The sequence below is a fragment of the Pyxidicoccus sp. M15 genome (assembly GCF_056858435.1).
The window spans coordinates 4,701,740-4,726,911 of record NZ_CM166495.1 but is presented as its reverse complement, the minus strand read 5'-3'; the positions used below and the strand labels follow the sequence as shown (position 1 = coordinate 4,726,911).

Annotated in this window: 19 protein-coding genes; 8 read left to right on the top strand and 11 right to left on the bottom strand. The window is 72.3% G+C overall.

Annotated elements, in window-relative coordinates; all coding sequences use genetic code 11:
* The first annotated feature begins 21 nt into the window (after positions 1–21).
* Positions 22–2,124: a hypothetical protein gene (locus ACX9TP_RS17925; RefSeq protein ID WP_482980939.1), complete on the top strand. Its 2,103-nt coding sequence runs from the start codon at positions 22–24 to the stop codon at positions 2,122–2,124.
* Between the two features lie 18 nt (positions 2,125–2,142).
* Here the strand turns inward: ACX9TP_RS17925 and dbpA are convergent, their stop codons facing one another.
* Positions 2,143–3,531 carry an ATP-dependent RNA helicase DbpA gene (gene dbpA, locus ACX9TP_RS17920; RefSeq protein ID WP_482980938.1) on the bottom strand — a complete coding sequence of 463 codons (1,389 nt, stop codon included), beginning with the start codon at positions 3,529–3,531 and terminating at the stop codon, positions 2,143–2,145.
* 139 nt (positions 3,532–3,670) lie between these two features.
* Between dbpA and ACX9TP_RS17915 the strand changes: the two genes are divergently transcribed.
* Entirely contained in the window at positions 3,671–5,269 is a 1,599-nt protein-coding gene (locus tag ACX9TP_RS17915; protein ID WP_482980937.1) for a pentapeptide repeat-containing protein, read from the top strand.
* Position 5,270: 1 nt separating this feature from the next.
* On the opposite strand, the gene ACX9TP_RS17910 is transcribed toward ACX9TP_RS17915, so the two are convergent.
* Complete coding sequence (locus ACX9TP_RS17910) at positions 5,271–6,470, bottom strand: cyclic nucleotide-binding domain-containing protein (protein WP_482980936.1); 1,200 nt, start codon at positions 6,468–6,470, stop codon at positions 5,271–5,273.
* A gap of 136 nt (positions 6,471–6,606) precedes the next feature.
* Positions 6,607–7,047, bottom strand: coding sequence for an MmcQ/YjbR family DNA-binding protein (locus tag ACX9TP_RS17905; RefSeq protein WP_482980935.1), 441 nt, complete (start codon positions 7,045–7,047; stop codon positions 6,607–6,609).
* A gap of 78 nt (positions 7,048–7,125) precedes the next feature.
* Here ACX9TP_RS17905 and ACX9TP_RS17900 point away from each other — a divergent pair, with 78 nt between their 5' ends.
* The 3 genes from ACX9TP_RS17900 to ACX9TP_RS17890 all read left to right on the top strand — a co-directional run bounded on the left by ACX9TP_RS17900 (position 7,126) and on the right by ACX9TP_RS17890 (position 9,482).
* Positions 7,126–7,953, top strand: coding sequence for a helix-turn-helix transcriptional regulator (locus ACX9TP_RS17900; RefSeq protein WP_482980934.1), 828 nt, complete (start codon positions 7,126–7,128; stop codon positions 7,951–7,953).
* 65 nt (positions 7,954–8,018) lie between these two features.
* On the top strand, positions 8,019–8,564 hold the full coding sequence (locus tag ACX9TP_RS17895; RefSeq protein WP_482980933.1) for a hypothetical protein: 546 nt from the start codon (positions 8,019–8,021) through the stop codon (positions 8,562–8,564).
* A 108-nt stretch (positions 8,565–8,672) separates the two neighbouring features.
* Positions 8,673–9,482, top strand: coding sequence for a metal-dependent hydrolase (locus tag ACX9TP_RS17890; protein ID WP_482980932.1), 810 nt, complete (start codon positions 8,673–8,675; stop codon positions 9,480–9,482).
* Between the two features lie 49 nt (positions 9,483–9,531).
* Here ACX9TP_RS17890 and ACX9TP_RS17885 read toward each other — a convergent pair whose 3' ends face one another.
* Positions 9,532–10,251 carry a TetR/AcrR family transcriptional regulator gene (locus tag ACX9TP_RS17885; protein ID WP_482980931.1) on the bottom strand — a complete coding sequence of 240 codons (720 nt, stop codon included), beginning with the start codon at positions 10,249–10,251 and terminating at the stop codon, positions 9,532–9,534.
* 138 nt (positions 10,252–10,389) lie between these two features.
* Here ACX9TP_RS17885 and ACX9TP_RS17880 point away from each other — a divergent pair, with 138 nt between their 5' ends.
* Positions 10,390–11,031, top strand: coding sequence for a hypothetical protein (locus ACX9TP_RS17880; protein WP_482980930.1), 642 nt, complete (start codon positions 10,390–10,392; stop codon positions 11,029–11,031).
* A gap of 62 nt (positions 11,032–11,093) precedes the next feature.
* Here the strand turns inward: ACX9TP_RS17880 and ACX9TP_RS17875 are convergent, their stop codons facing one another.
* Positions 11,094–12,071 (bottom strand): hypothetical protein, encoded by a 978-nt coding sequence (locus tag ACX9TP_RS17875; RefSeq protein ID WP_482980929.1) that lies wholly within the window; start codon positions 12,069–12,071, stop codon positions 11,094–11,096.
* Between the two features lie 447 nt (positions 12,072–12,518).
* Here ACX9TP_RS17875 and ACX9TP_RS17870 point away from each other — a divergent pair, with 447 nt between their 5' ends.
* Complete coding sequence (locus tag ACX9TP_RS17870) at positions 12,519–13,937, top strand: sigma 54-interacting transcriptional regulator (RefSeq protein WP_482980928.1); 1,419 nt, start codon at positions 12,519–12,521, stop codon at positions 13,935–13,937.
* Between the two features lie 3 nt (positions 13,938–13,940).
* Here the strand turns inward: ACX9TP_RS17870 and ACX9TP_RS17865 are convergent, their stop codons facing one another.
* The 4 genes from ACX9TP_RS17865 to ACX9TP_RS17850 form a co-directional block, all read right to left on the bottom strand.
* Positions 13,941–15,245, bottom strand: coding sequence for a serine/threonine-protein kinase (locus ACX9TP_RS17865; protein WP_482980927.1), 1,305 nt, complete (start codon positions 15,243–15,245; stop codon positions 13,941–13,943).
* Between the two features lie 25 nt (positions 15,246–15,270).
* Complete coding sequence (locus tag ACX9TP_RS17860; RefSeq protein WP_482980926.1) at positions 15,271–16,746, bottom strand: hypothetical protein; 1,476 nt, start codon at positions 16,744–16,746, stop codon at positions 15,271–15,273.
* A gap of 164 nt (positions 16,747–16,910) precedes the next feature.
* A complete protein-coding gene (locus ACX9TP_RS17855; RefSeq protein ID WP_482980925.1) occupies positions 16,911–20,951 on the bottom strand; it encodes a serine/threonine-protein kinase in 4,041 nt (1,346 codons plus the stop codon).
* Positions 20,952–20,966: 15 nt separating this feature from the next.
* Entirely contained in the window at positions 20,967–22,823 is a 1,857-nt protein-coding gene (locus tag ACX9TP_RS17850; RefSeq protein WP_482980924.1) for an OPT family oligopeptide transporter, read from the bottom strand.
* Between the two features lie 72 nt (positions 22,824–22,895).
* Between ACX9TP_RS17850 and ACX9TP_RS17845 the strand changes: the two genes are divergently transcribed.
* Positions 22,896–23,291, top strand: a complete 396-nt coding sequence (locus ACX9TP_RS17845; protein ID WP_482980923.1) for a hypothetical protein — start codon at positions 22,896–22,898, stop codon at positions 23,289–23,291.
* Positions 23,292–23,398: 107 nt separating this feature from the next.
* Here ACX9TP_RS17845 and ACX9TP_RS17840 read toward each other — a convergent pair whose 3' ends face one another.
* Together ACX9TP_RS17840 and recO are read right to left on the bottom strand one after the other, a co-directional pair.
* Entirely contained in the window at positions 23,399–24,406 is a 1,008-nt protein-coding gene (locus ACX9TP_RS17840) for a carbohydrate kinase family protein (RefSeq protein ID WP_482980922.1), read from the bottom strand.
* Positions 24,407–24,428: 22 nt separating this feature from the next.
* Complete coding sequence (recO, locus tag ACX9TP_RS17835; protein ID WP_482980921.1) at positions 24,429–25,163, bottom strand: DNA repair protein RecO; 735 nt, start codon at positions 25,161–25,163, stop codon at positions 24,429–24,431.
* Positions 25,164–25,172: the final 9 nt, after the last annotated feature.

The following is a 25,172-nucleotide window of genomic DNA, read 5'->3' as shown; positions in this document are numbered from 1 at the left end:
GCGCACAGCCGCTCCCGAACCATGCCCCCACAGAACTCCCAGCAGAACGGTGCCGCGCCCACGTGGACCGCGCCCCAGGAGACCGAGGCCACGCACGTCAGCGCGGGCTACCGGGACGCGCTGTCGTTCGTGCTCGTGCCGCGCACGTCCCTCCAGTTCGACCCGCCGGACCCCGCCGCCGTGCGGCAGCTCAACAACCCGAGCGAGCTGCTCATCGACGTGCCCATCCGCGGCAAGGCGGTGAACTTCGAGCCCGGCGTGACGCTGCCGTGCGAGCTGTCCTGGCTGGTGCAGCACGGGACGGGCGCACCGCTGGGAGTGCCCGTGGGCAACGCGCAGCTGAAGGTCGACGCCAACGGCCGCTTCCAGGTCCTGGTCGACAACAAGACGCCCGTCGTCGACCTGGTGGCGCACAAGCTCATCAACCAGGGGCTGCTGGGCTACTCCGTCACGCCCCGCTTCCCCCACGCGGAGGCGTCCGAGCTCGCGCCGGCCATCCGCTTCAACAACCCCTGCGCCATCAAGCCGAAGAAGCCCGCGGGTGAGAATGTCCGCATCGGGGAGCTGGTGACGTTCACCCCCCAGTTCGCGTCCGTGCTGAACAAGGCGGACCTGGAGCTGCGCGTCGTCGAGCTGGACGAGGGCTCCGGCGAGGTGCCGTCCGCCGCGGGCCGGTATGCCTTCACGCACCGGTGGGCGCCCGCCGCCTTCTACGTGTTCCGCAGCAACAGCAGCGTGGACTGGGCCATCGGCTTCACGGATGACACCTGCGAGCGCTTCGCGGACGTGGGCGACGAGGAGGAAGGCAGCTACGAGTTCGGCTGGGAGCTGTGGGGCCGCAGCCGTCCGGACGGCCCGCAGACGCTGCTGCTGGAGGACAAGGAGTTCCTCAAGCTGCCCAAGCCGCAGTTGGAGGAGCTGCGCGTCGAGTACGACCAGTCCTGGGATGGCACCTGGGAGGTCCACGGGAAGATTGTCGGCGTGGCCCCGCGCGCGCACCTGCTGCTCGAAGTGGCCGTGGTGGAGCCCGCCGCGCCCCCGCCGGGGACGACCCCGCTGATGATGCCGTCGCCCCTGGTGACGCCCGTCAATCCGCTGCTACCCACGGCCCAGGCCGGAACAACGGCCACTCCCGCCGCGGAGGACAAGCGCACCGCCACCGTCCGGGTGCAGGTGGGCGCCGACGGCGTCTTCGAGGCCCACCTGGGCGAGCGGCACTGGGGCGTCAACCTGATGCCGGGCCCCGCCACCGCGAAGCCCAGGGGATACGCCATCGTCTCGCTGGTGGCGGCGACACGCGAGGGCAAGCCGGGCCCCGTGCAGCCCTATCTCGACTTCGACGAGAACAAGTACTCCCCCTTCAAGGACGACAAGCTGTCGTGGGACGTGGACTCGCAGTGGGTCTGCTCGGAGGAAGCCACCACGCTGGCGACGCGGCCCCCCAAGCCGACGCGGCGCAAGCGGGGCGTCTCCGTCGCTCCGGCACCCGGTCCCGAGGTGGGCGACCCGAAGACGCCCATCACCTTCGAGGACATGTGGCTGGACATCATCGCCTGGGAGGGCGTGGTGCCGTACATGTACCTGGACACGGAGGGCTGGGTGACGGTGGGCGCGGGCAACCTGCTCAAGCACATCGAGCCCAAGTCCGTCGGCGACAAGATTGCCGCCAAGACGCACCCCTTCCAGAACATGGACGCGGGCCGGGCCGCGACGCCCGCGGAAATCACCGAGGCCTTCAACAAGGTGAAGGCCATGCCCGCGAAGCTCTTCTACACGGAGTACGCGCAGCGGCCGAAGATTGCCCTCACCGACGCGTACATCAAGCAGCTGGCGAAGGAGCGCTACGAGAAGGAGTTCCTGCCCGCGGTGAAGAGCGGCTTCCCCGATTTCGAGACGTATCCCCGCGCCGCGCGCCGCGGGATTCTCGACGTGACGTACAACGTGGGCATCTCCGTCCCCACCAAGTGGACGAACCTCATCGCGGCGGTGAAGGCCCGCAACTGGACGAAGGCCTCCATCGAGTGCCGGACCAAGCCCCAGAACAAGGAGGACACGCGCAACGAGTGGCGCAAGGCGCTCTTCCTGTACGCGGCGAGGACGGACTGGAAGAAGCCGGGCGCCTGAGGCGCGGAGCAGGGGGCGCTACTTCACCCGCTCGATGCGGGCCTTGCGCCCCTTGATGCGCCCCTCGCTCAGCCGCTGGAACGCCACCTTCGCGACGCGCTTCGCGACGGCCACGTACGACAGGCGGTCCTGGATTTCTATCTTCCCCACGTCGGAGGCGCTCAGCCCTCCGGCCTCGCCCGTCAGCGCGCCGAGGATGTCTCCGGGACGCATCTTGTCCTTGCGGCCCGCGGAGATGCAGAGCGTCTCCCACGCGGCCTCCAGCTTCACCGCGTTGCGCGGGTCCGCGGACGGCAGGGCCTCCAGGTCCGCGCGCTCCAGCTTCACGCCGGTGGTGAGCTCGATGTCGTCCAGCTTGCGCGTGTCGCGCGGGGTGATGAGCGCAATGGCCAGACCCGCCCTGCCCGCCCGCCCCGTGCGGCCGATGCGGTGCACGTAGGGCTCCGGCTGCTGGGGCAAATCGAAGTTGATGACCGCGTCCAGCGCCTCCACGTCGATGCCGCGCCCCGCGACGTCCGTGGCGATGAGCACCCGCGTGCTCCCGTTGCGGAACTTCGCCATGACGCGGTCCCGCTCGAACTGCTCCAAATCCCCCTGGAGGCCGTCCGCGCTCACGCCCGCCTCGGTGAGCGCCTTCTTCACGTTGGAGACTTCAATCTTGTGATTGCAGAACACGATGGCGGAGCCCGGCTGGTACTGCCGGAGAATGCGCACCAGCAGCTCCGGCTTCTCCTCCACCGCGCAGTCGTAGCGCAGCTGGCGGATGTCCGGCGCCGTGCCGGCCGCCTCCTCCACCGTCACGCGCACGGGCTTCTTCTGGAAGGTGCGGCTGAGCGCCTCGATGTCCGGGGGGAACGTCGCGGAGAAGAGCACCGTCTGCCGCGACGCCGGGGTGACGGAGAGGATGCGCTCCATGTCCTCGCGGAAGCCCATGTCGAGCATCCGGTCCGCCTCGTCCAGCACCACCGTGGCGAGCGTGCGCGGGTCCAACACCTCGCGGTCCAACAGGTCCAGGACGCGGCCCGGCGTGCCGACGGCGAGGTGGGCGCCCTTCTCCAGCGCGTCCACCTGGGGACGGATGGGCTGCCCGCCCGCGAGCACGAGCACCTGGAGTCCCGGCAGCCTGCGGGCCAGCCGGCGAATCTCCCCGGCCACCTGGGCGCACAGCTCGCGCGTGGGGCAGAGCACCAGCGCCTGGAGCCGGCGGTTGCCCAGGCGCACCCGCTGGAGGATGGGAAGCGTGAAGGCCGCCGTCTTCCCGCTCCCCGTCTGGGCCTGGCCCACGAGGTCCTGCCCCTGCAGGAGCACGGGGATGCTCTGCGCCTGGATGGGCGTGGCGGTCTTGAACTCCAGCTCCTCCAGGACCTGGAGCAGGGGCGGTGCGAGCGGGAGCGCGGCGAAGTCCATCTCTGCCTCGAATGAAGAAAGGGGCCCTTGTAGCAGCGGGCCCGATTTAATCCGGCTTAATTCACCCCCGCGCGTGGGGCCTCCGACAATGAGGGTGGGCACGGGATGACACCGTGTCTCACCAGCAGAGGGGGAAACCATGGGGAACAACACCATCCAGCCGAACCGCGGCGCTGAAGCCGCACGCCTTGCAGCCGAGCTCGCCGCACGCCAGGCGGCGGAAGCCGCGAAACGGGAGGCCGAGCAGAAGGCCGCACAGCAGAAGAGCGTGGCCGTGAAGCCCGGCAGGCCCGACGGGTTCGACACGCAGTCCAAGCGCAAGGGCCCGAGCCTGGGCGGCGAGACCGTGTTCTCGCCTTCGGCCGACACCCGCTCGGGCAGCTCCTTCGTGGCGCTGATCGGCCCGCGGACCTTCTCGCAGACGGAGCCCTCCACGCCGGTGGGGCCCGTCACCGCCGTGGACGCGGAGGACGGCGCTGCGGCCACCACCCTCGCATCTCCCGCGGAGCTGATGGCCCATGTGAAGGACCAGTCGCCCCCGTTCGACCTGAGCAACGTGGTCTTCACCTTCCCGGTGGACCTGCGGCCCGGAGGGGAGCTGTACGAGCTGATGATGGACCGGTTCAACCCGACGCGAAACCCGAGGGGCGACCGCGGGGACACCAAGCTCGACAGTGCCAACCTCAGCGGTGCCGTCTTCCAGGCGGGCGTCACCCACACCCACCTCATCGGGGCGGACCTGACTGGCGCCCGCTTCGAAGGGCCTGTCGAGAACGTCAGCTTCCTGTACGCCAACCTCACCGACGCGGACTTCTCCCGCAGCGGCTCGGTGCACAACGGAGACTTCGCCTTCAGCACCATCGCCAACCCGGACCTGCTGGCGGGCGTCGACACCGCTGGCAACGTCTTCACCGGGACGATCCTGGCCACCGAGCCGCTGCTCGACGCCTCGCTCCAGCTCAACAGCCCGGAGGTCTTGACGTCCCTCACCGGCACCTCCGACCCGGCGCTTCAGCGGAGCCTCATCCTGGAGATGAAGGACGCCGGCACGCTGCTGGAGAACCTGGAGGCGGCGCTGCCCGAGGGGACGCTGGACGGAGCGCTGTCTCGTGAGTGGCGTAGCCGCCTCTACGACGCGCTTCTCAACACGCCTGGAATGCCTTCCGGGGAGTCGACGGACAAGAGCGAGAAGGCCCGGCATTTCCTCATCAAGGCGAACATCTTCGACGCGGTGGATGGCCGGTACGATCCGTTCCCCCGGCCCGAGGGCGGCCCCTCGCTCGCAACCCTGTCCACGCTGCCGACGATGGACGACAAGCACTTCGAGGACGTCGTCAACACCGCGCTCGCCAACATGCTGCTGTCGGACGTCCCCGTGGCGCTGGACGCGCCCTACGGAGGCAATGCGCCTCCGGCGGCGACGGGCATCTTGAGTCAGCTCGCGACGGAGCTGAACGCGGGGGCCGCGCCGGGGATGGCGCCTCCGCTCGACACGTGGCTCGACGCGACCTTCCCGTACAACGCCCAGGAGTTCGCGGTCCGGAACACGAACCTCAACACCACCGTCACCGACCTGGTGAAGAAGATCCTGCCCACGCTCGACCCGGCCCACGTGGAGGCCTTCAACCGCATGGCGGAGGACGGGCTGGTGACACCGCAGCACATGCTGGACGCGGGCATGGCATCCACCGTCCAGTTCCTCTACGAGCACCTGTTCATCACCCGCCCAGCTTTGTGACTCAGGTGCTCAGGGCCCGGACTCGCGCGGCGAGGTTCTGCGTGAAGAGCCGGTAGATGCGCAGCGCGGCCGCTTCGTGGGTGTCCAGGTAGTGCTCGAAGTCGGCGCGGCTGATGCGCAGCGCCCGCACGGACGTGCGGGCGCGGACGTGCGCCGACACGGACGCGTCCTGCACCAGGGAAATCTCCCCGAGGTACTCGCCGGGCCCCAGCGTGTTGAGGTGCCGGGCGTCGTCATCGGGGCCGGTGTAGACGTCCACCATGCCGTCCAGGAGCACGAAGAGCCCGATGCCCGGCGTGCCCTTCTCCAGCAGCACCGTGCCGGGGGCGATGACGACCTGCCGGGCGAGCCGGTAGAGGTCCTTCATGTCCTCCAGCGACAGCTCCCCGAAGATGGGGATGGCCTTGAGGAAGCGGTAGCCATTGGCGGCCGGGGTGGACGCGCCCGCCGAGCGGCGCAGCAGCATGGCCTCGGCCTCCGCCTCCATGCCCATGCGGCGCAAGAGCCGCGCCTTCTCCGTCACCAGGGCCGGGTTGGCGCGCGCGTCCTCGGAGCTGCTCAGGGCGTCCGCCAGCACGGCGAGCGCGCGGTGGGTGAAGCCCTCCGCGTCCAGCAGCGTGCTGGTGCGCAGCACGGCCTCCACGTACCGGGCATCCTCCGCCTTCACTCCGCCCAGCGCCTCCACCTCCGCGTGGGCCTGACCCAGCTCGCGGTAGAGGTCCGCCGCCTCGAAGGGCCGGCCCAGGCGGACCAGGCACTGCGCCATGGACTCGCGCGCGCCGAGGCTCCGGTACACGTCGAGCGCGCGCTCCAGTGCTCCGGCGCGCTCGAAGGCGGCGGCGGCGCGCTCCGACTCACTGGCGCGCAGGTAGGCCTCGGCGGCCTCCAGGTACTGGCCGCTCTGCACGTAGAGGTCCGCGACGGTGGCGTCCTCGCCATCTCCGTCCATCAGCCGGGCCGCGCCGAGGAAGTCCCTCGCGCGCCGCAGCACCTCCACGAGCCCGCGCCGCTCCTTGACCGGCCGCTGCGCGGCTTCGCGTCGCAGGCGCTCGCGCTGGGCAGCGCCCAGTTCCTCGTAGAGCTGGGTGGCGCGGTCCGTCTCCTGCAGTTCCACCAGCGACCGCACCGCCCGCAAGGCCCCCTCGGCGGGCGTGTTGATGCGCCCGCTGCCTTCACCCTGGCCACCTGCCGCTCCAGCCATGTGCTGCCTCCCCGTCCGGTCAGACCGGCCAGCATACGCCGACCCCGGCGCTTTCCCGCGTCGTTATCACGTGTCGGGCGCGAGGGCTTTCCCAACGTGGAGGGAGGGGCGATGTTGGCGTGGAGACAGGGCCCCCCTAGCCACGCTTCCTCGCTCGCTCCTCCAGGTGCTGCTTGGAGGCAGCCTTGTGCCAGGCCTCCTCCACGAGCTTCGCGAGCAGCTCGCGCCGGACCTTCGAGAGGCGGACGAGGAGGTACTCCGGGTAGCCGGCGTAGTGTTCGGTGATGAAGAAGGTCTCCGGCTCGGCGCGGGTGAGCACCTCGCGGGCCTCCGGGTCGACCTTGAGGACGAGGGACTCTCCATCCGGGTGGAGTCGCGCGATGAACTTCTTGCGCACCTTGAAGGAGGGCGTGCCGTAGGACGTGCTCTCCTCCATGCCGGGCAGCGCCAGGGCCAGCTCGCGCACCGCATCGAACGTCAGTCCGGGCTTCTTGACGCCGCGCGCAGTGCTCCGACTCGCCGTGCTCCGACTCGCCGTGCTCCGACTCGCCGTGCTCCGCTTGCCCCGTGTCGCCATGGTGCCGTGCCTCCTCGCGCGCCGCAGGCAAGCATGGCCGCCGCGCCGGGAGCTTGGAAATTCGTTACGCTGTTGCGCATGCGAAGTGCCCCGGTCTCCACCGTTTCCCTCTGGCGCCCTCCCCTGCTGCCGGACGTGCAGGTGGTGCGCGTGGAGGAGGACACACGGCTGTGGTCCGGTCACTCCATCCAGTACGCCATCGGCGTGACGCACTCGGGCGCCTTCGACTTCTGGTACCGCAAGCGCGTGTGGACGCACGGCCCGGGAAGGCAGCTCAAGCTCAAGGAGCCGGGCGAGGTCCACCGCGATGTCCGCCTGCATGCGCCCGTCACGGCGCAGTCCGTGGCCTTCGCGCCCCGGCTGGTGGACGAGGCCGCGCGGCAGCTCGGCCTCCCCACCTCACCTCATCTGAGCGCCGCGCTGAGCCGGGGTACGGGGCGCTGCGAGGCTTCCGCACTGGCCCTGCACGCGGCACTCACGCGGCGCTCCTCCCACCGCCTGGAGTGCGAGTCGCTGCTGGCCGAGACGCTCGACGCGCTGCTCACGGAGTATGCGGAGCGCTCCCCTCCGGAGGGGTGTGCTTCGCATCGGCCCGCGGCGCTGCGCGCGCGGGACTTCCTGCACGCGAGCTTCACGGAGAACGTGGGCCTGGACGCGCTCGCCAGCAACGTGGGCATGAATCGCTTCCACCTGCTGCGCGTGTTCCGCGCGGAGTTCGGCCTGCCGCCCCATGACTACGTCACCCACCTGCGCGTGGCGCGAGCCCGGGTGTTGCTCTCGCGGGGAATGGCGGCCGGGGACGTCGCCGCCGAGGTGGGGCTCTATGACCAGAGCCAGCTCAACCGGCACTTCAAGCGCATCGTCGGACTTACCCCGGGGCAGTTCGCCCGGGCCGTGCTCCAGTGACGGCCGCCCCCGGTCCAGGACGCCTACCCGCCTCTCATTCCGTCCCATCAGCGCAGGAGCCATGGATGTCTACCATCAAGCTCGTCAACGCCATCCCCGCCGCCATCGTCCCCACCGTGGAGTTCCGCCTGCTCCAGGGCAGCAACCTGATTGCCCGTATCGGAGTACACGCCGGTGCGCAGGCCGCCATCCCCACGACGACGAACTACCAGGTGCAGGCCTACACCTCGATGGGCGACTTCTCGCTCGCGTCCAACACGCTCTCCTTCAACGCCACGTCCGCCACGCTCATGGCGCAGGTGCGGAGTGAGGAAGGCCTCTATGACTTCCAGCTCGTGCAGTCCTCCGGCACCCAGCCCTCCGCACTGGTGTGCGAGAACACCTGGCGCAACCCGGTGCAGTTCACCATCAGCCAGCCGGGCACTCCGATACAGATCGTCATCGTGGTGGACGAACACAACAGCACCACCGTGAGCACCGCGCAGCAATGGCAGTGCTACGCCATCGCCAACGGCATCACCACGTCGACGGTGACCATCACGAACCCGAACGCGGTCATCACCCTCACCCCGGACAACAACGACGAGAGCTTCACCCTCACGGTGAGCTGAGCACGGTCAATAACGCCCAAGCGCTTCCCACTCCCGCCCCTCTATTCCTCCCGTCCAGGACCTCGCCGCGCACCCGTTTCCGCGCGGCTTCTTCGACGTGGAGTGACGATGCGTGGCAATCCAGTTGTCGGTTCCCTGCTCCTGGCCGCATGCATGCTCGCGGCCCCTGCCCTCGCCCAGGCTTCGAAGCCCGCGGACGGCGGCACCCAGGCACGGGCTTCCAGTGGCCCGCGGCTGACGTGGCTCGGCCACGCGGCCTTCGAGGTCGTCTCCCCCGGAGGCACGCGCCTCCTCATCGACCCGTGGCTCTCCGACAACCCGAAGACTCCCGCCGCGTGGAGGGAGCTGACCCGCTTCGGCCGGGACACGGACAAGCCCGCGGCCATCCTGGTGACCCACGCGCACGGAGACCACGCGCCCGACGTGCCCGAGCTGGCCCGCATCAGCGGCGCGCTCGTCGTCAGCACCGGCGAGCACCTGCGCGCCATGAAGATTCCCGAGGCGCAGCAGCACAGCGTCAACGTGGGCGGCTCGTTCCGCCTGGGCGACGTCACCGTGCACGCGGTGCCGGCGATGCACTCGACGGAGCCCGGAGGCCGGCCGCTCGGCTACGTGGTGACGTTCGCCGACGGGCGCTCGCTGTACCACACGGGCGACACGTGGCTCTTCGGGGCCATGGCCCTCATCCAGGAGCTGTACCACCCGGACATCGTCCTGCTCACCACCGGCGGCGGTCGCTGGGGGTTGGATCCGAAGGCGGCGGCGCTCGCGATGAAGAAGTACTTCCGCCCTTCCCTCATCATCCCCATGCACTTCGGCACCTTCGAGCCGCTCGCGGAGGAGCCCGAGGTCCGCGCCGCCTTCGCCGGTGACAAGCGCGTGCGCTTCCTCACGCCCGGACAGCCCACCGCGCTGTAGCCCGTCACACCGGAGCCGGCCGCGCCGGCGGCCTCGCGCCCGGTGCCAGTCAGCGCGAGCGCGGCTTGCGCGAGGCACCCCGGCGCGGTGAGGGCACCTTCCCCCGCCGCGCCTGCCCCTTCGTCTTGCGCGCCGAAGGCTTCTTCCCCGCCGTCAGCCCCTGGCTCTCCAGCACGATGCGGCTCAGGAGCGCGTACACGGGCGCGGGGTCGAAGTGCTCGTCCAGCAGGTGGTGCAGCGACAGCCCGTCCACGCACGCCTTGATGATGGCGGCATAGTGGTAGTCCAGCGGCTCGGGCTTCGCGCCCTCTCCATTTCGGACGGCCGCCACGGTGAGGGCCACCTCGTCGCCCACGCACTGGAGCATCTCCGCCACCGCGGGCTTCAGCTCCTTGTTGTGCAGCCCCATGGCGAACAGCTCGTAGCGCACGCGGAACTGCTCGGGCGTCTCCTTCAGCAGCTTCTCGCCCCACGCGAAGCTCGCGGCGGCAAGCTGTTCGTGCGGCGTTTCCTGGCGCAGTCGCTTCAGCTCGTCGAGGTACTGCTGGCGGGCCTCCTTCGCGACGGCCAGCAGCAGCGCGTCCTTGCTGCCGAAGTAGTAGTGCACCAGGCCCTGGTTGACGCCGGCCTCGCGCGCCACCTCCTTCACCGTCGCCGCGTCGTACCCGCGCTCGGAGAGCACGCGGTACCCCGCGGTGATGAGCCGCTCCCGGGCGTCGGGTTCCGGCGAGGAGGCGGGCGTCTTCGAGCCGCTGCGTGGACGGGCCATGCCATTCCCATAGGTCAGACGATGTAGGCCCGCAAGGGACACCCGCCCTCCACCCAGGCCGCCTTGACAACGTGCGTCAGCAACCTTAGTTAGTCGTGTAGCTAATTTATTCGAACGACTAAAACCTGGAGGAAAGCCATGAGCGTCTCGTCCCTGAAGGTCGTGAAGGTGTCCAAGGCCGTCCTGATGATGGTTCCCCTGCTGGCCGCGCCCGCGTTCGCGGACGACTCGGGCGAGCAGATTCCCGGCCGGGAGCGCGAGCGCCGGGGCGCGGTGCTGCTGGAGGTGACGCCGCCCGCGCTGGACGGGTCCATGTACGGCGTGCGCCTGGACATCGCGCCCTCCATGGAGGGGCCGTTCTCCTTCGGGCTGATGGGGCGCGCCGGCCAGTGGGGCAACTCGCTGGGGACGAAGACGCGCTTCGACGGCGTGGGCGCCAGCGAGGTGAAGCTGAACTACGCGGTGGGCATGGACGGCCGCTACACGGTGGGCGCCTTCGCCAACGGCACGCTGAAGCCCTTCGTGGGGCTGACGTTGGGCATGGAGGAGTTCGTGGGCCGCTCCGGCAAGGGCCCCTCGGAGAGCGCCACCACGACGGCGTTCGTGGAGCCCGCGGCGGGGTTGATGTGGCAGCCGGGCTCGGGCCGCATCGGCCTGTCGGCGCGCGTGGGCCCCGGCTTCACCTTCACGGACGTGCGGGAATTGGAGGTGCGCTCCGGCAACCTGGAGCTGCGCAAGGTCTACCCCACGGCCTCGCTGGGCCTGCTCGTCATCCTCTGAGCGACTCGCCTCGCCTGGCATCCGGCCTCGTGCCGGGATGCCAGGCGGCGGGCAGCGTCACCTCACCAGAAGTGCTCCTGCTCCAGGACGAGCACCTTGCGTGACTCCGGGAACAGGATGACGAACAGGTTGAAGTCCGAGCCCTGCACCGGGCTGGCGTAGGACGCCACCTGCACGTTCTCCGTCCCGTTGCCGTACGTGGCGAGCATCTGCTCCGGCACGTCATACGTGGAGAAGATGGGCAGCAGCCGCGGCTCCAGGTCCGCGTACGGGAAGGTGCCGGTGGCTTGATAGCCGTAGGTCTGGAAGTGCGCCTGCTGCTCGACGGTGCGCGTGGCCATGGCCAGCGTGGGCGCATCCGTGTACGGCCACGCGAAGTGGTACGCCGTCAGCCAGCCGTTGCAGGCACCCTCGCAGCCCCAGTAGACGTCCTCGCTCATCGTCTCCTCGAGCGCGGGCGTCAGGGCCTCTTCCTGGAGCTGCAGCGCGTAGCCGGACGGGGCCGGCGCCGTGACGCACCCGCCGGCGAGGCAGTCCACCTGGAGGCGGAACTGCTTGCCCGCGCCGGAGCCGCTGCTCACCACGACGAGGTACTCGCCTCCCGCGAGATTGACGGAGGCGATGCGGCTGAGCTGGCCGTAGCCGGAGTCATCGTCCTGGGCCAGCAGCGCGGTGCCGTAGCTGCCATTGGCCTGACGCGGCCCGTACAGGAACAGGCCCGTGTCCAGGTACATGCTGCTGCCCAGGTGCGTCACCTCCAGCTTCACGGTGGAGCTGGGGCGCACCTGGAAGCTGATGGAGAAGTACTGCGGTGACGTCGTGTACTGCGCCTGGAGGGAGCCGGGGACGTTGACCCGCCCCATGTACGTGGTGCTGTCCAGGATGTTGCCGCTGGCCGGCGCGGCCGGCGGGTAGAGCACCGCCTGCGTGCTCTCGCCCACCGGGGACGCCGGGGCCTCGTCGGCTGCGGAGACACCACCACACGCGGTGGCCACGGCCATCAACATTGCGACACACGACTGCAGGAGCTGCGAGCGCATCGGTTTTCCTCTTGGGGTGTGCGGATGGGGGGGCGGAGGGATTGAAGCAGATCCTCCGGACGCCGCGCGAGCAGGTGGCCTCCGCGTCACGGCCATGCCGCACCGCGTTTTCGTGCACGTGCCGATGACGCCGCACAGGCCGCGGTGTTCCCCCACGTCCGCGAGAGCCGGCGGCCGCGCCGCCAGGTGCAGCGCAGCCACGCATTGATGCAACTCCGCAACATCGCGTGTCACAACCTGGAGCTTCGTTGTGGCGCTCTCCGTTACGTGCCGCGAGCGCGTCCCTCTGGGCGGCTCGCGGCACGCGTGCTGCAACCAGAATGCATCACGGATTGTCCCGAGGGGGGACGCGGAGCCTGGCCGGCTGGACACCGCCGTGCCGGGCTCCGCATGCAGTTCCGACGCGGAGCGGCCTTGCAGGTCAGGCGCCGTGATATCTTGAATTTCATGTCAGCACTGGATCGCCCCCGGGCCCCCTCTTCCTCGCCGGACGTGAAGGGCGAGCCCCCCTGGACGCAGGAGGCCGAGGAGGGCGGAGACGAAGCGCTCCACGTGACACTGCCGTACGAGCATGCGCGCCGGGCCTATGACGCCTCCACCGTGCGCCGCTTCCGGCTCACCGTGGCGGAGGGCCCCGGCGCGGGGACGATGTGGGAATCCACCGCGGACACGTGCTCGGTGGGCTCGCACCCGCTCAACGACTTCACGCTGGATGACCCCACCGTGTCGCGCTTCCACTGCGAGGTGCGCATCGGTCCGCGCGGGCCGCAGGTGAAGGACCTGGACAGCCTCAACGGCGTCATCGTGGACGGCGTGCAGGTGGTGGAGGGCGTGCTGCGCAGCGGCAGCCTGCTGCGGCTGGGGCGCGTGGTGCTGCGCTTCGACTTCAGCGCGGAGAGCAACCGGCTGCCCCTGTCGGAGAGCACGCGCTTCGGCACGCTGGTGGGCGCGTCGGTGGCCATGCGCGGGTGCTTCGCGATGATGGAGCGCGCGGCGGCCCGCGACGTGACGGTGCTGCTGGAGGGCGAGACGGGCACGGGCAAGAGCCAGGCGGCCCTGGCCATCCACCAGGCCAGCCGCCGGCGCGACGCGCCCTTCCTCGTGGTGGACTGCGGCGCCATCCCCGCGCACCTGCTGGAGAGCGAGCTGTTCGGCCACGAGAAGGGCGCCTTCACCGGCGCGCTGCACCGCCGCGTGGGCGCCTTCGAGGAGGCCGTGGGCGGCACGGTGTTCCTGGACGAGATTGGCGAGCTGCCCGCGGAGCTGCAGCCCAAGCTCTTGCGCGTGCTGGAGAACCGGGAGATTCGCCGCGTGGGCAGCAACACGCACCAGCCGGTGGACGTGCGCCTCATCGCCGCCACGCACCGCGACGTGCGCGCCGAGGTGAATGCGGGACGGTTCCGCTCCGACCTGTTCTTCCGGCTGGCGGTGCTGCGCATCTCCCTGCCCCCCCTGCGCCAGCGTCCGGAAGACCTGCCCATGCTGGTGGAGGGCATCCTCGACTCGCTGGGCGCGGACCGCGAGCGGACTCCCGCGCTGCGCACGCCGGACTTCATCGCGCGGCTGCGGCACGCGGCGTGGCCGGGCAACGTGCGCGAGCTGCGCAACTACCTGGAGCGGTGCCTCGTCTTCGAGGAGGCGGTGGACCTCTCCGAGGAAGAGGCCTTGCACGGGGGCCCGCCGGAGGTGGACCCCTCGCAGCCGTACGCGGACCAGCGCCGCCGCATGGTGGATGACTTCGAGCGGCGCTACCTGCGCGCCCTGCTGGAGAAGCACCAGGGCAAGGTGGCCCAGGCCGCCGTCACCGCCGGCATGGACCGCGTCCACCTGTACCGGCTGCTGCGCAGGCACGGCATCAAGCCGTGAGGCTCAGCGGCGCTCGGGGGGAGCCCCCGGCGCCAGGTCCTTCGACGCGGCCTCGGTGACGACGAGGCCCGTGCCCGGCACCTGCGCCACCCAGCCGGGCAGGTGCAGCAGTCCCGCGTGGTCCACGTGGACGGTGACGGCCAGCGCCACCGCGCCGGGGCCGCCCGCGTCCGTCACCAGCGCCCGCGCTGAAGCCACCACCCGCTGGCGCAGGGCCCGCTCGCGCGCCTCGTCCTCCGGCAGCGCGGCCAGGGCGAGCACGCAGCCGCTCCCCTCCACCTTCACGTCCAGCCCCGCGTCCCGCGCCGCCCTCCCCGCCCGCTCCAGCAGCGCGTCCAGCCGCTCCAGCGCCGCCGCATCCGGCGCGCCCGTGAGGCGGGCTTCCGCGTACAGGGCCACCGCCCGCCCCGCCTTCGCCGGTGTCCGCCCGCCGCGCACCGCGACGCGCAGCTCCTCCAGCAGCGCGTCCACGTCCGGGTAGCGGTCCTCGCGCCGCTTGCCCAGACACCGCAGCACCACCGCATCCAGCGCGGCCGGCACGGGAGCCCGCTCACCGGGGCGCGGCGGTGGCGCGTGCAGGTGCTGCTCCTCCACCTCGTGCCGCGTGGCCCCGAGGAACGGCGGCTGTCCCGTGACGAGCTGGAACAGGAGCACGCCCACCGCGTACAGGTCCGTGCGCGCATCGGGAGGCTCGCCGCGAATCTGCTCGGGCGCCATGGACAGCGGCGTGCCCAGCGCCACGCCGGTATGCGTGAGCGTGGACGCTCCGGGTGAGTCGGGCGTCAGCCCCTTGGCCACGCCGAAGTCCACCAGCTTCACGTGGAGCGCCTCGCCCCTGGCGGAGAGGCGCACCACGTTCTGCGCCTTCAAGTCACGGTGCACCACGCCCGCCCCGTGCGCGGCCCGCAGCGCGGCGCCCACCTGCTCCAACACCTCCAGCGCCTCGTCCGCGGACAGCGGGCCCCGGGCGGCCAGCTCCGCCGCGAGGTCTCTTCCCTCCAGCCACTCCATGGCGATGAAGGCCCGTCCGTCCGGCAGCTCCCCGTGCCCGAGCACCTCGACGATGTGCGGGTGGCTCAGCCGCTGGAGCGTGGCCGCTTCGCGGCGGAAGCGGCGCAGCGCGGTGGTGGCGGAGGCCGACTGCGGGTGCAGCACCTTCAGCGCCGCGGGCGCGCCGGTGCGGACGTCCTTCGCGCGGTAGAGCGTGGAGACGGGCCCGCGGTAGTGGACGCGCTCCACCACCCAGTGCCCCACCAGGGCACCGGCGCCCAGCTCCTCACCGTAGAGTGGCTCTTCTCCGCCTGGCACCCTTGAGCTCCCGGGACGTGCCCCGCTACTTGCGCGCGCACGAGCGCGTGCCCGAGGCCGCCTGCACCGTATCGCAGGCGGCGTTGAGCCAGGTGGTCACCGGCTCCTGCCAGACGTTGCCCAGGGTGTCCCTGCACAGCTCGAAGTCGCCATCTCCCGCGACGTCGGGCCCGTCCTGCACGGCGCAGGTCCCCAGGGAGGTCCCCGAGCCCCAGCACGGGCCCACCACCGTGGCGGCGCAGTTCTCGCCGGACGACGGCAGCGCGCAGACGCGGTTGGCCGAGTACGCCGCCCCCGAAGACCAGTTCGGGTCGTAGCAGGAGAACATCTTCCGGTAGATGGAGCCCTGGACGCGCACGTCGGTGCCCCTCACCGTGTAGCGCTCGCCTTCCCGGGCGACGTACACGTTGACCTGCGGGTGCAGCGCCGCCGGGTCGAACACGTTGCCGTAGAAGGCGCCTTCCCGCGTGCCGTACACCTGCTGCTCGGACAGGTTGTACTGCGCACCGGCGCTGGAGCTCACCGCCACCGTCGCCTCGGACGTCGTGTCCAGCGAGCTCCACGGCGCGGTCATCACGCTGAACCAGGAGGTGGCGGGGTTGCCCTGGTAGGGGCAGGTGAAGGACGTCACCGGCGCGGAGCCCGCGCAGCTGCCGACAGCCTCGGTGATGAAGCGCGAGCCCAGGTGGTCACACCCGACGATGCCGTCGCAGACGCGCAGCACCATCTGCCCGCCGGTGCTGGAGCCCAGCCCCGGCCCGGGGCAGGAGATGGGGCCGCCCGCGCCCACCCACACCTGGGAGCCCGGCGTGCAGGAGCCGATGGCGTCCGCCTTCCAGCCGCAGTCGCGCGTCGCCCCGGTCTGCGTCCCGGCGCAGGTCGTGAAGCTGCTCAGCGCCACCAGCGGGTTCGGGTCCTGCTCCGCCGGACGCGTCACCGGCTCCAGCGTGAAGACGCCCGGCCCCGTCCAGTGCTCGCCCCGGATGGACAGCTCCACGCGCCGGCCCAGCGCGTTGTTGCGCGCGAGGATGCAGGCGGACACCAGGCGCTTGCACTGGCCGGACGGAGCGCTGGTGGCCCACTCGGGGCACAGGCCCGCCTTGCCGTGCCACTGCTTGAGTCCGGCCGACCCCGGCCGCGGGTCATACCACTCCAGGAAGTCACCCTCCTCGAGCGCGCACCCCACCAGGTACTCCATGAACTTCTGCGCGTCCGGGTCCTGGAGCTGCAGCCGGATGTGGGCGGGGCCCGAGATAGGCGTCGGACCGAAGAGCGTCGTGAGCGCGTTGGACGCCAGCATCCCGTTGGCGGTCGGGTTGGCGGAGATGGCGTTGAGGACCAGCGCGTCCGTGGTCAGCGAGTTGGCGATGCGGATTTCCGCGGCCTGCGAGGAGGGCGCCGGGGACCCGTCCACTTCGTGAACCCCGGTGCCACAGCCAGCGAGGGCGAGGGCGAGCAGACAGAGGGTGACCGGCAGCGGGCGACACGGACGGATGGCCATGGAGCTTTCCTCCAGTTGGAACGGGGGGAGATGACGGGATGCACCGGAGCAAGCACAGGCCGAGCCAGCCTCCGGAAAACCCCGGCTCGCCAGAAGAACGTTGCTGAGCCCCGGCCGCCTGTAGCGCGGAACGTCACATCCCCGGGGCGCTGTGACGTTTCGCGCTACACGGCCCACAGCGAGGCCCTCAGTGACTCCAGGCGGGGGCGCCACAGCGGAGCGCCCTCCACGGCGCGCTCGGCCCGCTCCAGCCAGTCCCGGGCCTCCCGGGTCCGTCCCGACTGGAGCGCGCCCCGCGCGGCCTGGAGGAGGATTTCGGCCTTCTCGTCGGCCGAGGCGTACGTGTCCGCGTCCTCCGCCAGCGCGTGCCAGGCCCGCGCGTCCGGGGCCTCGCTTCCGGGGGAGGCCTCGCGCACCTGCAGCTCCACCAGCCGGCGCATGACGGCGGTGGGCGGCAGGGAGTCCGGAGGGCAGTGCGAGTCAATCCAGCGCAGCTGCCGCGCGGACTCCGCCAGGTCTCCGAGCGCCGCGCCGATGCGCGCGAGGAGCAGCGCGTCCACCGGCACCGGGTGCTCCCGGAAGAAGCGCACGCCCAGCTCGTGGACGCGGCGGGCCAGCGGAAGCGCTTCCTCCAGGCGGCCCTGCATGTAGAGCACCTCCGCGAGGTTGAAGGTGGACCAGCGCTCCACCTGCGCGTGGCCCAGCTCGCGGCCCAGGGCCATGGCGCGCCGCAGGTCCTCCTCCATCCGACCCACGTCGCCCAGCCGCAGCCAGAGCAGCACGCGGTTGATGAGGGTGGCGGCGAGGTGGAGCGCGTCGCCGGTCTCCTCGCAGCGGATGAGCGCCTCGTCGAAGCGCGTGGCGGCCTCTTCCGTGCGGTCGAGGAAGGTCAGCGCCGAGCCCAGCAGCGCGCCGGCCACCACCAGCGTCTCGTGGTCTCTCGCGCGCTCGGCGCCCTCCACGGCCGAGGTGAGGACGCGGGCGGCCGCGCCCCACTCGCCCTGGCGCACGTGCAGGCGGCCCCGGGCCAGGGTGCAGCGCAGGGACAGGCGCGGGTCGTCGAGCTGCTCGATTCGCTCCAGCGCCTCGCGGGTGCAGGCCTCGGAGCCGTCGATGTCCTCCATCCAGTCGCGCGCGGTGGCTTCCTCCAGCAGCAGGTCGACCTGGAGCGCCACGTCCTTGCGCGCCTCGGCCAGCACGCGCGCGGCGGCCAGGTCCGCGAGCCCCTCGCGAAAGCGCTGGAGCCGGTGCCGCACGCGTCCACGGCCCGCCAGCGCGCGGGCGCGGCGCTCGGCGTCCCCTTCCAGCAGCAGCGCGAGCGCGCGGGTGTAGTGCTGCTCGGCCTCCACGGAGAGGTGGGCGCGGCGCGCCTCCTCCGCCAGCGCGAGGAAGGTAGCGGTGGCCTCCGCGTGGGCGCCACAGGCCGCGGCGTGGTGCGCGCGGCGGCGGCGCTCGGACAGGCCCTCGGTGGGCGTGGCGCGCAGCGCGGCGGCGTGCAGGGCGCGACGCGTGGGAGGAGGAAGCAGGGCCTCCAGGGCCTCGCGCAGCAGCGGATGTCGGAAGGCGAAGCGTCCCGCGCCGGCGGAGCGCAGCAGCCCCGTGCGCGCCAGCCGGTGGAGCCCCGCGCCCGCGTCCAGGGAGGCCACGCGCGCGGTCTCCGCGTTGAGGTCCAGGTGCCGCAGCGCCGCGTCCACGCGCGCCACCTCCACCTCCGTGCCCAGCACCGCGCACAGGCGCGCGAGCACCCGATGCGCCTCGGGGAGTCCGGCGAGCGCGCGCACGGCGAGCCGCTCGAAGAGCGGGGTGATGGAGACGTCCAGCAGCGCATCCGGGGCGACGTACCAGCCGCCGCCGGGAGACGTGCGCAACGCCCCCGCGGCCCGGAGCGCGCCGGCCAGCTCCACGAGGGAGAGGGGCACGCCCTGCGCCAGCTGCTCCAGGCGCGCGAGCACGGGCTCGGGAATGTGCTCGGCGGGGCGCAGCAGGCGCAGGAGGAGCGCGCGGCTGGCCTCGGGCGACAGCGGGGGCAGCGCGTGGTGCGAGACACGGGCACCGCGGTCGCCCAGGTGCGGGCGCAGGCCCAGCAGCGCCGGCCGCGCGGCGATGCAGACCCAGAGCGGCGCGCGCGTCCCGGCGAGGGTGGCCACCTCCAGCGCGTCGAGGCTGGTGGGGTCCGCGAGGTGGCCATCGTCCACCAGCAGCACCAGGGGCGCCTGCCGGGCATGGTGGCGAAGCGCCTCGGCGACGGCGCGCGCGGTGGCGTGGCGCACGTCCGCCAGCGGAGGCGCGCCCTTCTGGCGGAGCAGCAGGGACGCGGCCTCGAGGCCGACGAGGTTCGCCGCGTGCGCGGAGGTCACACGCGCGGAGGGTCCTCCTCCCCTCCAGGTCGTCTCCGCCTGGAGCCTCGTCGGAAGTGCCGGGTGCACGGCCGGCGCGCTCACGTCAGGCGCGGCTCCGAGCGATGTCGCACCGCCGTGGGCGGAGGGCAGCTGACTCGAGATGGCGACCATGAGCGCGTCATGCAGCGGCTCCTGCGTGACGGCATCCGGCGAGCTCGCGCGCAGACGCATCACCCGGGCGCGCCCCTCGCCTTCGAGGCGCGCGGCCAGCGCATCCATGACCCGGGACTTGCCATGGCCCACCTCGCCCGTGAGGACACAGAGCCCGGGGATGCCATCACCGAGGCACCGCACCGCCTCGGCCTCCAGCAGGTCCACCACGGCCTCACGGCCCGACAGCGGAGGCGCCTCGGACGAAGACGTGGAGGCGCCGCCGTCGTGAAGCCGCAGGCGCAGGCTCGCGTCGCTCGGCCGCGAAGCCCCCGGGGCCGCGGTCTCCGTCGCACCGGGCCCGAGGCGCGCGGCGGCGGCGGACGTGACACTGGCCTCGCCCACCGCGAGATCCTCGGGCCACCAGTCCGCGAGCACTTCCAGCGCGGCGCCAGCAACGCGCGTGGTGGTGGCGCCCGGGTACACGTGCAGCTCCGCCAGGTGGAGGACGGCGCCCGCCCTGCCCTCCTCCACCAGCCTCCTCGCGACGAGCGCCCCCGCCCGCAGGTTCGCCTCGGCCGAGTGTGACTCGGAGAAGGCGACGACATAGCCGTGGGAGCGGACGCGCGCGAGGGTGCCCCCGTGCGGCTCGACCGCGGCGAGCAGCGCCTCCACGGTCAGCTCCGCGTGGACACCGAGCAGCGCCACGGGCCGCAGCCCCATGCCCGGGGTCGGGAGCACCGCCGCGGGAGCCGGGGCGGACGCGGAGGGCTCCGTCGCCCGGGCCTCCTCACGACAGGCGGCGTCGAACGCGGAGAGCACCTCGGAGGCCCGCGCGTAGCGCTCCAGGGGCGACTTGGCGAGACACCGGCGCAGCACCTCGTCGAGCGCGGCCGGCACGCTCGCGCGCTCCGAGACGCGCGGCGGGCGGAGGCTCACGTGCCCGTGGCGAATCTCCTCGGAGCCGCCGGTGAAGGGCGGCGCGCCCGTGAGCAGCTCGAACAGGAGGACGCCGAGCGCGTAGATGTCCGCGGCCGCTCCCGCCTCGCGCGCGTCCAGGCACTGCTCGGGCGACATGTAGAGGGGCGTGCCCAGGCGCTGGCCCACGGGGGTGAAGCCCTGCGCCTCCGCGTCCGGCGCGACGCCATCTCCGGGCTCGTCCAGGAAGCGGGCGAGGCCGAGGTCCAGCAGGCTGAGCGCGCCGCCCTCGCGCAGGAAGATGTTCTCCGGCTTGAGGTCCCGGTGGGCGAGGCCCGCGTCGTGGACGCGCTCCACGGCGGCGCACAGGCCGCTGAGCAACTCCCGCACGCGTGGCACGGACGCGGCCCCCGTCCCGGGCAGCGCGGCCATCCACGCGGCGAGCGTCTGGCCGTGCAGGTGCTCCAGCACCAGGAAGGGACGCCCGCGCGTGGTGCCGTGCTGGAGCAGCTCGGGCGCGGTGGGCGGCCCCACGCGCCGGAGCGCGGCGGCCTCACGGGCGAAGCGCTCGTGGTGCGGGCCCAGGCCCAGCTTGAGGGCCACCTCGCGCCCGTCCTCTTCGCGGTACGCGGTGAAGACGTGGGAAAAGCCGCCCTTGCCCAACAGGGCGGCACTCATCAGGCCGGGCACGTCCGGGAGCGGCAGCGGCTCGGCGGCTGGGCCCGGCGAGGCTCGCTGGCCGTGCACGGGACACGCCGCGCCGACGGTGAGGCGGCGGTGGCAGACCGGACAACGCATGGGCGGAGGCCCACATTACCAGAGCGCACGGACCAGGACGATGCCGACGCCCACCACCCCCTCGCCCGCGATGAGGCCCGCGGCGAGCGTCACCACCCCACCCGCCGAGGAGGGACGCACGCGCCGCGTCACCGCCGCGCCCAGGGCCCCCAGGAAGAAACCCAGCGAGGTGGACGCCGGCACCAGGCAGGCCAGACCCATGCCCAGGGGTGACGGCACCCACCGCCGCGCCCGCTCGGGCAGCAGGCGCTCGGCCACGGTGAGGATGGCGGCGAGCAGCGCGGCCCACAGCATGGCCACCCGGGTGGTGGGCTCCAGGCTCCCCAGGCCCGTGGAGAGCACCTGGGCCATGCCCGCCGTCATCGCCGCGATGGGCGCGGGGAAACGCTCACTCCCCAGCACCGAGCGGTCCGGCACCAGCAGGAAGAAGAGCGGAACCACGGCGGCGGCGCCCACGACACAGCCGAACAACTGCGCGAGGAACAGCCGTCGCGGGTGGGCCCCCAGCAGGTGGCCCGTCTTGAGGTCGCTGAGCAGGTCCGCGGCCGACGACGCCGCGTTGACGGTGATGCCGGCGGTGGCGAGGTTGGCCTCGACGTTGCGCGGCAGCAGCACGCCGAAGGTGAGCTGCGTCACCTGCTGGAGCGGCCCCACGGGCGTGGCGTCCGTCTCGCCCGTGACGCGACAGGCGATGAGGCACAGCACGAAGGAGAGCGCCACCGCGAGCGCCGCGTGCGGCAGGGGCACGCCGAAGGCGACATGCGCCAGGGCGAGGATGGCCGGCGTCAGCACGGCCACGCCCCCCAGCACCCAGCGCCCCGGCACCTGCAGCGCATCCACCGGATGGGGCGCCGCGCGGCGGCCGGAGAAGAGGCCTCGCAGCGCGCGGCCCAGCACCCGTCCATCCAGCGCGAAGTGCAGCAGCGAGGCGGTGGTCAGCGCGGCGGCGCCGGGCCAGAGACTCCAGCCGAGGAACTCTCCATCCGCCGGGAGGAGCCCCGCGCCGAACACGCGCGGAGCGACGATGCCGTGGAGCAGCAGCGCGCCCAGCAGCCACGAAGCGGTGAGGCGCAGGCCGAGCAGCGCGCCCCCGCCGATGGCGAGGAGGCTCGTCTCCAGCCCGAAGCCCAGCCGCTCCAGCGGCATGCCCCCGAGTGAGCCCCCGAAGGGGATGAAATACGGGATGCGCCCGAGCCCCTCACGGATGGCGGTGACGAGCCCGGCCACCAGGCCGCCCACGCCGAGCATGCGCAGTCCCGGCCGGGCCTCGGTGCCCGTCGTGTGCAGGGTGCGGATGGTGACGGCGGCGGCGGTGCCGGTGGCGAAGGGAAGCTGCTCATGGTCCACGAGCCGGCGCTTGAGGGGCACGGCGAAGAAGACCCCCAGGGCCGACAGGAGGAAGGTCCACGTGAGCAGCGCCCACCCCGGAGGGTGGCTGCCGGTGGTGAGCAGCCACGCGCCCTGCACGGAGATGAGCGCACCGCCGGTGGCATAGCCGGCGGAGGACGCCACCGCCTGCGCGCAGCACGTCTCCAGCGGGGACAGCGGCGCCCCCGAGACACCGGGCGCCAGGCGGCGCAGGGCGCCATGCGACGCGTGCGCGAGGAGCGCGGCGGTGATGGCGACGGGAAAGGCGAGGGCCAGCTTGAGGCCCGCGTAGAGGTTGGTGGCGCAGGTGACGGCACCGATGGCGCTCCCCAGCAGCACGGCGCGCAGGGTGAGCTGGGGGACGCGGTCCGCCTGGTACACCTCCCGCAGCCAGTACGTGTCCGCGTCCTCGGGGGTGCCGCCGGGGATGCTCAGCAGCGACAGGGAGGCGGGCGTCGGGGCCTCATCCTCGGGGGCGGGGCGTGGAGCGGGCTGGGCGGCCATGAGCCCCCATCCTTCCACCCCTGGGGCCTCCGGCACGAGCCCCCTCGCTCGCCTGCCCGCTAGACTGGGGACATGGCCACTGCCGACGACGCGATGACCTCCGGGTCCATCAATTTCGGGTTGATACAGAAGCTGATGAAGGACGACTCCGTCGCCCCGCTCATCCATGTCCTCTTCCGGCTCACCGTGGAGGTGGAGGCGCTGCGAGAGGCGCTGTCGAGCCCCGACACGCCCGAGTCGGTGCGCCAGGGCTACCGGCAGGCCTACGCGCGCGTCGCGGTGCTGTCGCACAACTCGGCGGGAGTCGGCGGGACGGAGAAGGTCCTCAGCAGGTATTTCCCCAGGGATCACGCCACGCCGGACGCGCCGTACGCGTCGGAGCGGATGATGATGCGGCGGCTGGGCGCGACGGAGGAGGACCTCGAGAAGCTGTGCAGGAAGATGGACGAGGTCAGCATGTACACGTGAGGCGAGGCCGGACGGGCCCCCTGATGCGTCCTCGCAGGCGGCGGGCGACGTCCTCATCGCGCGCCTCCCCGCGAGTCGTCACGGGGCGCGAAGCCCGCCCACCCTTCTCAGGAAGACGCGGGCGTGCGCGAGGGCATCACCGCCTGGAGCTCCTCGGCGCGCGGCAAGCCCTCCACCGCGCCGAAGCGCTGCACCACCCGGGCGCCCACGTCGCAGGCGAAGGTGGTCAGCGCCGTCAGCTCCTCGCGCGAGGCGCCCGACAGCGCCCGCGCGTCGCCGTACCACCGCACCAGCCCGTGCAGCAGCGCCGCCACGAAGCCGTCCCCGGCGCCCGTGGTGTCCAGCACCGTCACGCGGGGCGCGGGCACGTGGAGGCGCTCGCCCTTCCACAGCAGCACCGCACCCCGCTCGCCCAGCGTCACCACCGGCAACATCACCCCGAGGGCCGCCAGCCGCGCCAGCGCCTCGTCCGGCGCGTCCGTCCCGGTGGCGAAGCCAATCTCCTCCTCGGAGAGCTTCACCACCGTGCACAGCGGCAGCATGCGCGCCAGCTGCCCCTTCAGCTCGCCCGGGTCCGCCCAGGCATGGAGGCGCAGGTTGGGGTCACAGCTCACGATGCGGCCCGCGCCGCGCGCCAGCTCCATCATGCGCACCGTGGCATCGCGGGCCTCCTGGTGGTGCAGGGAGTTGGAGCCGCAGTGCACCACCTTCGCCCGCAGCAGGAAGGCCGGGTCCACGTCGGCGGCGCCCAGCAGGAACTCCGCCGAGCGCGTCCGGAAGTACGTGAAGCTGCGCTCACCGCGCGCGTCCAGCGAGATGAAGACCAGCCCGGTGCGGGCCGCGTCCGTCTGCCGCAGGTGGCTGACGTCCACGCCCTCGGAGGCCAGCCGCTCGCGCAGGAAGTGGCCGAACTCGTCCGAGCCCACCACGCCCAGCATGGCCGGCCTCAGGCCCAGCCGGGCCAGCCCCACCGCGACGTTGGCCGGAGAGCCGCCCGTGCACGGGTGCCACGCGGGCACGTCCCGCACGCGCTGGCCCGGGGCCGACGGGAGGAAGTCCACCAGCGTCTCGCCGAAGCACACCACGTCCAGCGGCGGCACCGTCCCCTCGCTCATCGCTGCTCCTCCGCGGGCGCCGTCAGTCCAGGCCCACCTGGGCCATGAAGTCCACGCTCTTGAGGCGCCGGCCGAGGTGGTGGGAGATGAAGACATTGAGCAGGCTGCGCGCCCGGGCCCTCAGGTCCGCGGGCAGCGGCGTGCGCTGGCCTTCCTGCAGCGCGCGCAGGCCCGACAGCAGGGCCACCGGCACCGCCACCGACTCGCGGGCGCGGCCGCCGCACGGCTCGCACACCGCGCCGCCGTGGGCCTGGTCGAAGCGGGGCCGCTCGCCGGGCGCGCCGCCGCACAGCGAGCAGGTGTCGAAGCGCGGCATCAACCCCGCGTGCGCCAGCGCGGACAGCTCGAAGGCGAGCAGCGACGTGGGGCCCGCCTCCTTCGCGTCCAGGCGCACGAGGTACTCCTCCAGGAGGAGGAACAGCTCCGGGTGCGGCTCATGCTCTCGGGTCAGCTCCCGGCACAGCTCCACCGCGTACAGCGCCCGGGCGATGAGGGACAGGTCCTCGCGGGCCGCGTAGTAGCCCGACACGATGTCCGCCGAGTCCAGCCGCACGGTGCTGCCGCGCGTCTCGACGATGTGCACGCGCAGCCGCATGAACGGCTCCAGCGCGCCCGCGAAGCGCCGCTTGCTCTTGCGGGCTCCCGCGGCGAAGGCCGTCAGCTTTCCGTGCTCCCGCGTCAGCAGGGTGACGAGCCGGTCTGTCTCGCCATAGTCCATGGTGGACAGCACGAGTGCGTCGTCGTCGTAGCGCTCCATGGGGTGGAT

Excerpts from the sequence above, each read along its gene's own strand:
- ACX9TP_RS17900 (WP_482980934.1), top strand. The coding sequence starts at position 7,126 with ATGCGAAGTGCCCCGGTCTCCACCGTTTCCCTCTGGCGCCCTCCCCTG.
- ACX9TP_RS17880 (WP_482980930.1), top strand. The coding sequence starts at position 10,390 with ATGAGCGTCTCGTCCCTGAAGGTCGTGAAGGTGTCCAAGGCCGTCCTG.
- ACX9TP_RS17890 (WP_482980932.1), top strand. The coding sequence starts at position 8,673 with ATGCGTGGCAATCCAGTTGTCGGTTCCCTGCTCCTGGCCGCATGCATG.
- ACX9TP_RS17910 (WP_482980936.1), bottom strand. The coding sequence starts at position 6,470 with ATGGCTGGAGCGGCAGGTGGCCAGGGTGAAGGCAGCGGGCGCATCAAC.
- ACX9TP_RS17855 (WP_482980925.1), bottom strand. The coding sequence starts at position 20,951 with ATGCGTTGTCCGGTCTGCCACCGCCGCCTCACCGTCGGCGCGGCGTGT.
- ACX9TP_RS17925 (WP_482980939.1), top strand. The coding sequence starts at position 22 with ATGCCCCCACAGAACTCCCAGCAGAACGGTGCCGCGCCCACGTGGACC.
- ACX9TP_RS17860 (WP_482980926.1), bottom strand. The coding sequence starts at position 16,746 with ATGGCCATCCGTCCGTGTCGCCCGCTGCCGGTCACCCTCTGTCTGCTC.
- ACX9TP_RS17875 (WP_482980929.1), bottom strand. The coding sequence starts at position 12,071 with ATGCGCTCGCAGCTCCTGCAGTCGTGTGTCGCAATGTTGATGGCCGTG.
- ACX9TP_RS17850 (WP_482980924.1), bottom strand. The coding sequence starts at position 22,823 with ATGGCCGCCCAGCCCGCTCCACGCCCCGCCCCCGAGGATGAGGCCCCG.
- ACX9TP_RS17895 (WP_482980933.1), top strand. The coding sequence starts at position 8,019 with ATGTCTACCATCAAGCTCGTCAACGCCATCCCCGCCGCCATCGTCCCC.
- ACX9TP_RS17870 (WP_482980928.1), top strand. The coding sequence starts at position 12,519 with ATGTCAGCACTGGATCGCCCCCGGGCCCCCTCTTCCTCGCCGGACGTG.
- ACX9TP_RS17840 (WP_482980922.1), bottom strand. The coding sequence starts at position 24,406 with ATGAGCGAGGGGACGGTGCCGCCGCTGGACGTGGTGTGCTTCGGCGAG.
- ACX9TP_RS17915 (WP_482980937.1), top strand. The coding sequence starts at position 3,671 with ATGGGGAACAACACCATCCAGCCGAACCGCGGCGCTGAAGCCGCACGC.
- dbpA (WP_482980938.1), bottom strand. The coding sequence starts at position 3,531 with ATGGACTTCGCCGCGCTCCCGCTCGCACCGCCCCTGCTCCAGGTCCTG.
- recO (WP_482980921.1), bottom strand. The coding sequence starts at position 25,163 with ATGGAGCGCTACGACGACGACGCACTCGTGCTGTCCACCATGGACTAT.
- ACX9TP_RS17905 (WP_482980935.1), bottom strand. The coding sequence starts at position 7,047 with ATGGCGACACGGGGCAAGCGGAGCACGGCGAGTCGGAGCACGGCGAGT.
- ACX9TP_RS17885 (WP_482980931.1), bottom strand. The coding sequence starts at position 10,251 with ATGGCCCGTCCACGCAGCGGCTCGAAGACGCCCGCCTCCTCGCCGGAA.
- ACX9TP_RS17845 (WP_482980923.1), top strand. The coding sequence starts at position 22,896 with ATGGCCACTGCCGACGACGCGATGACCTCCGGGTCCATCAATTTCGGG.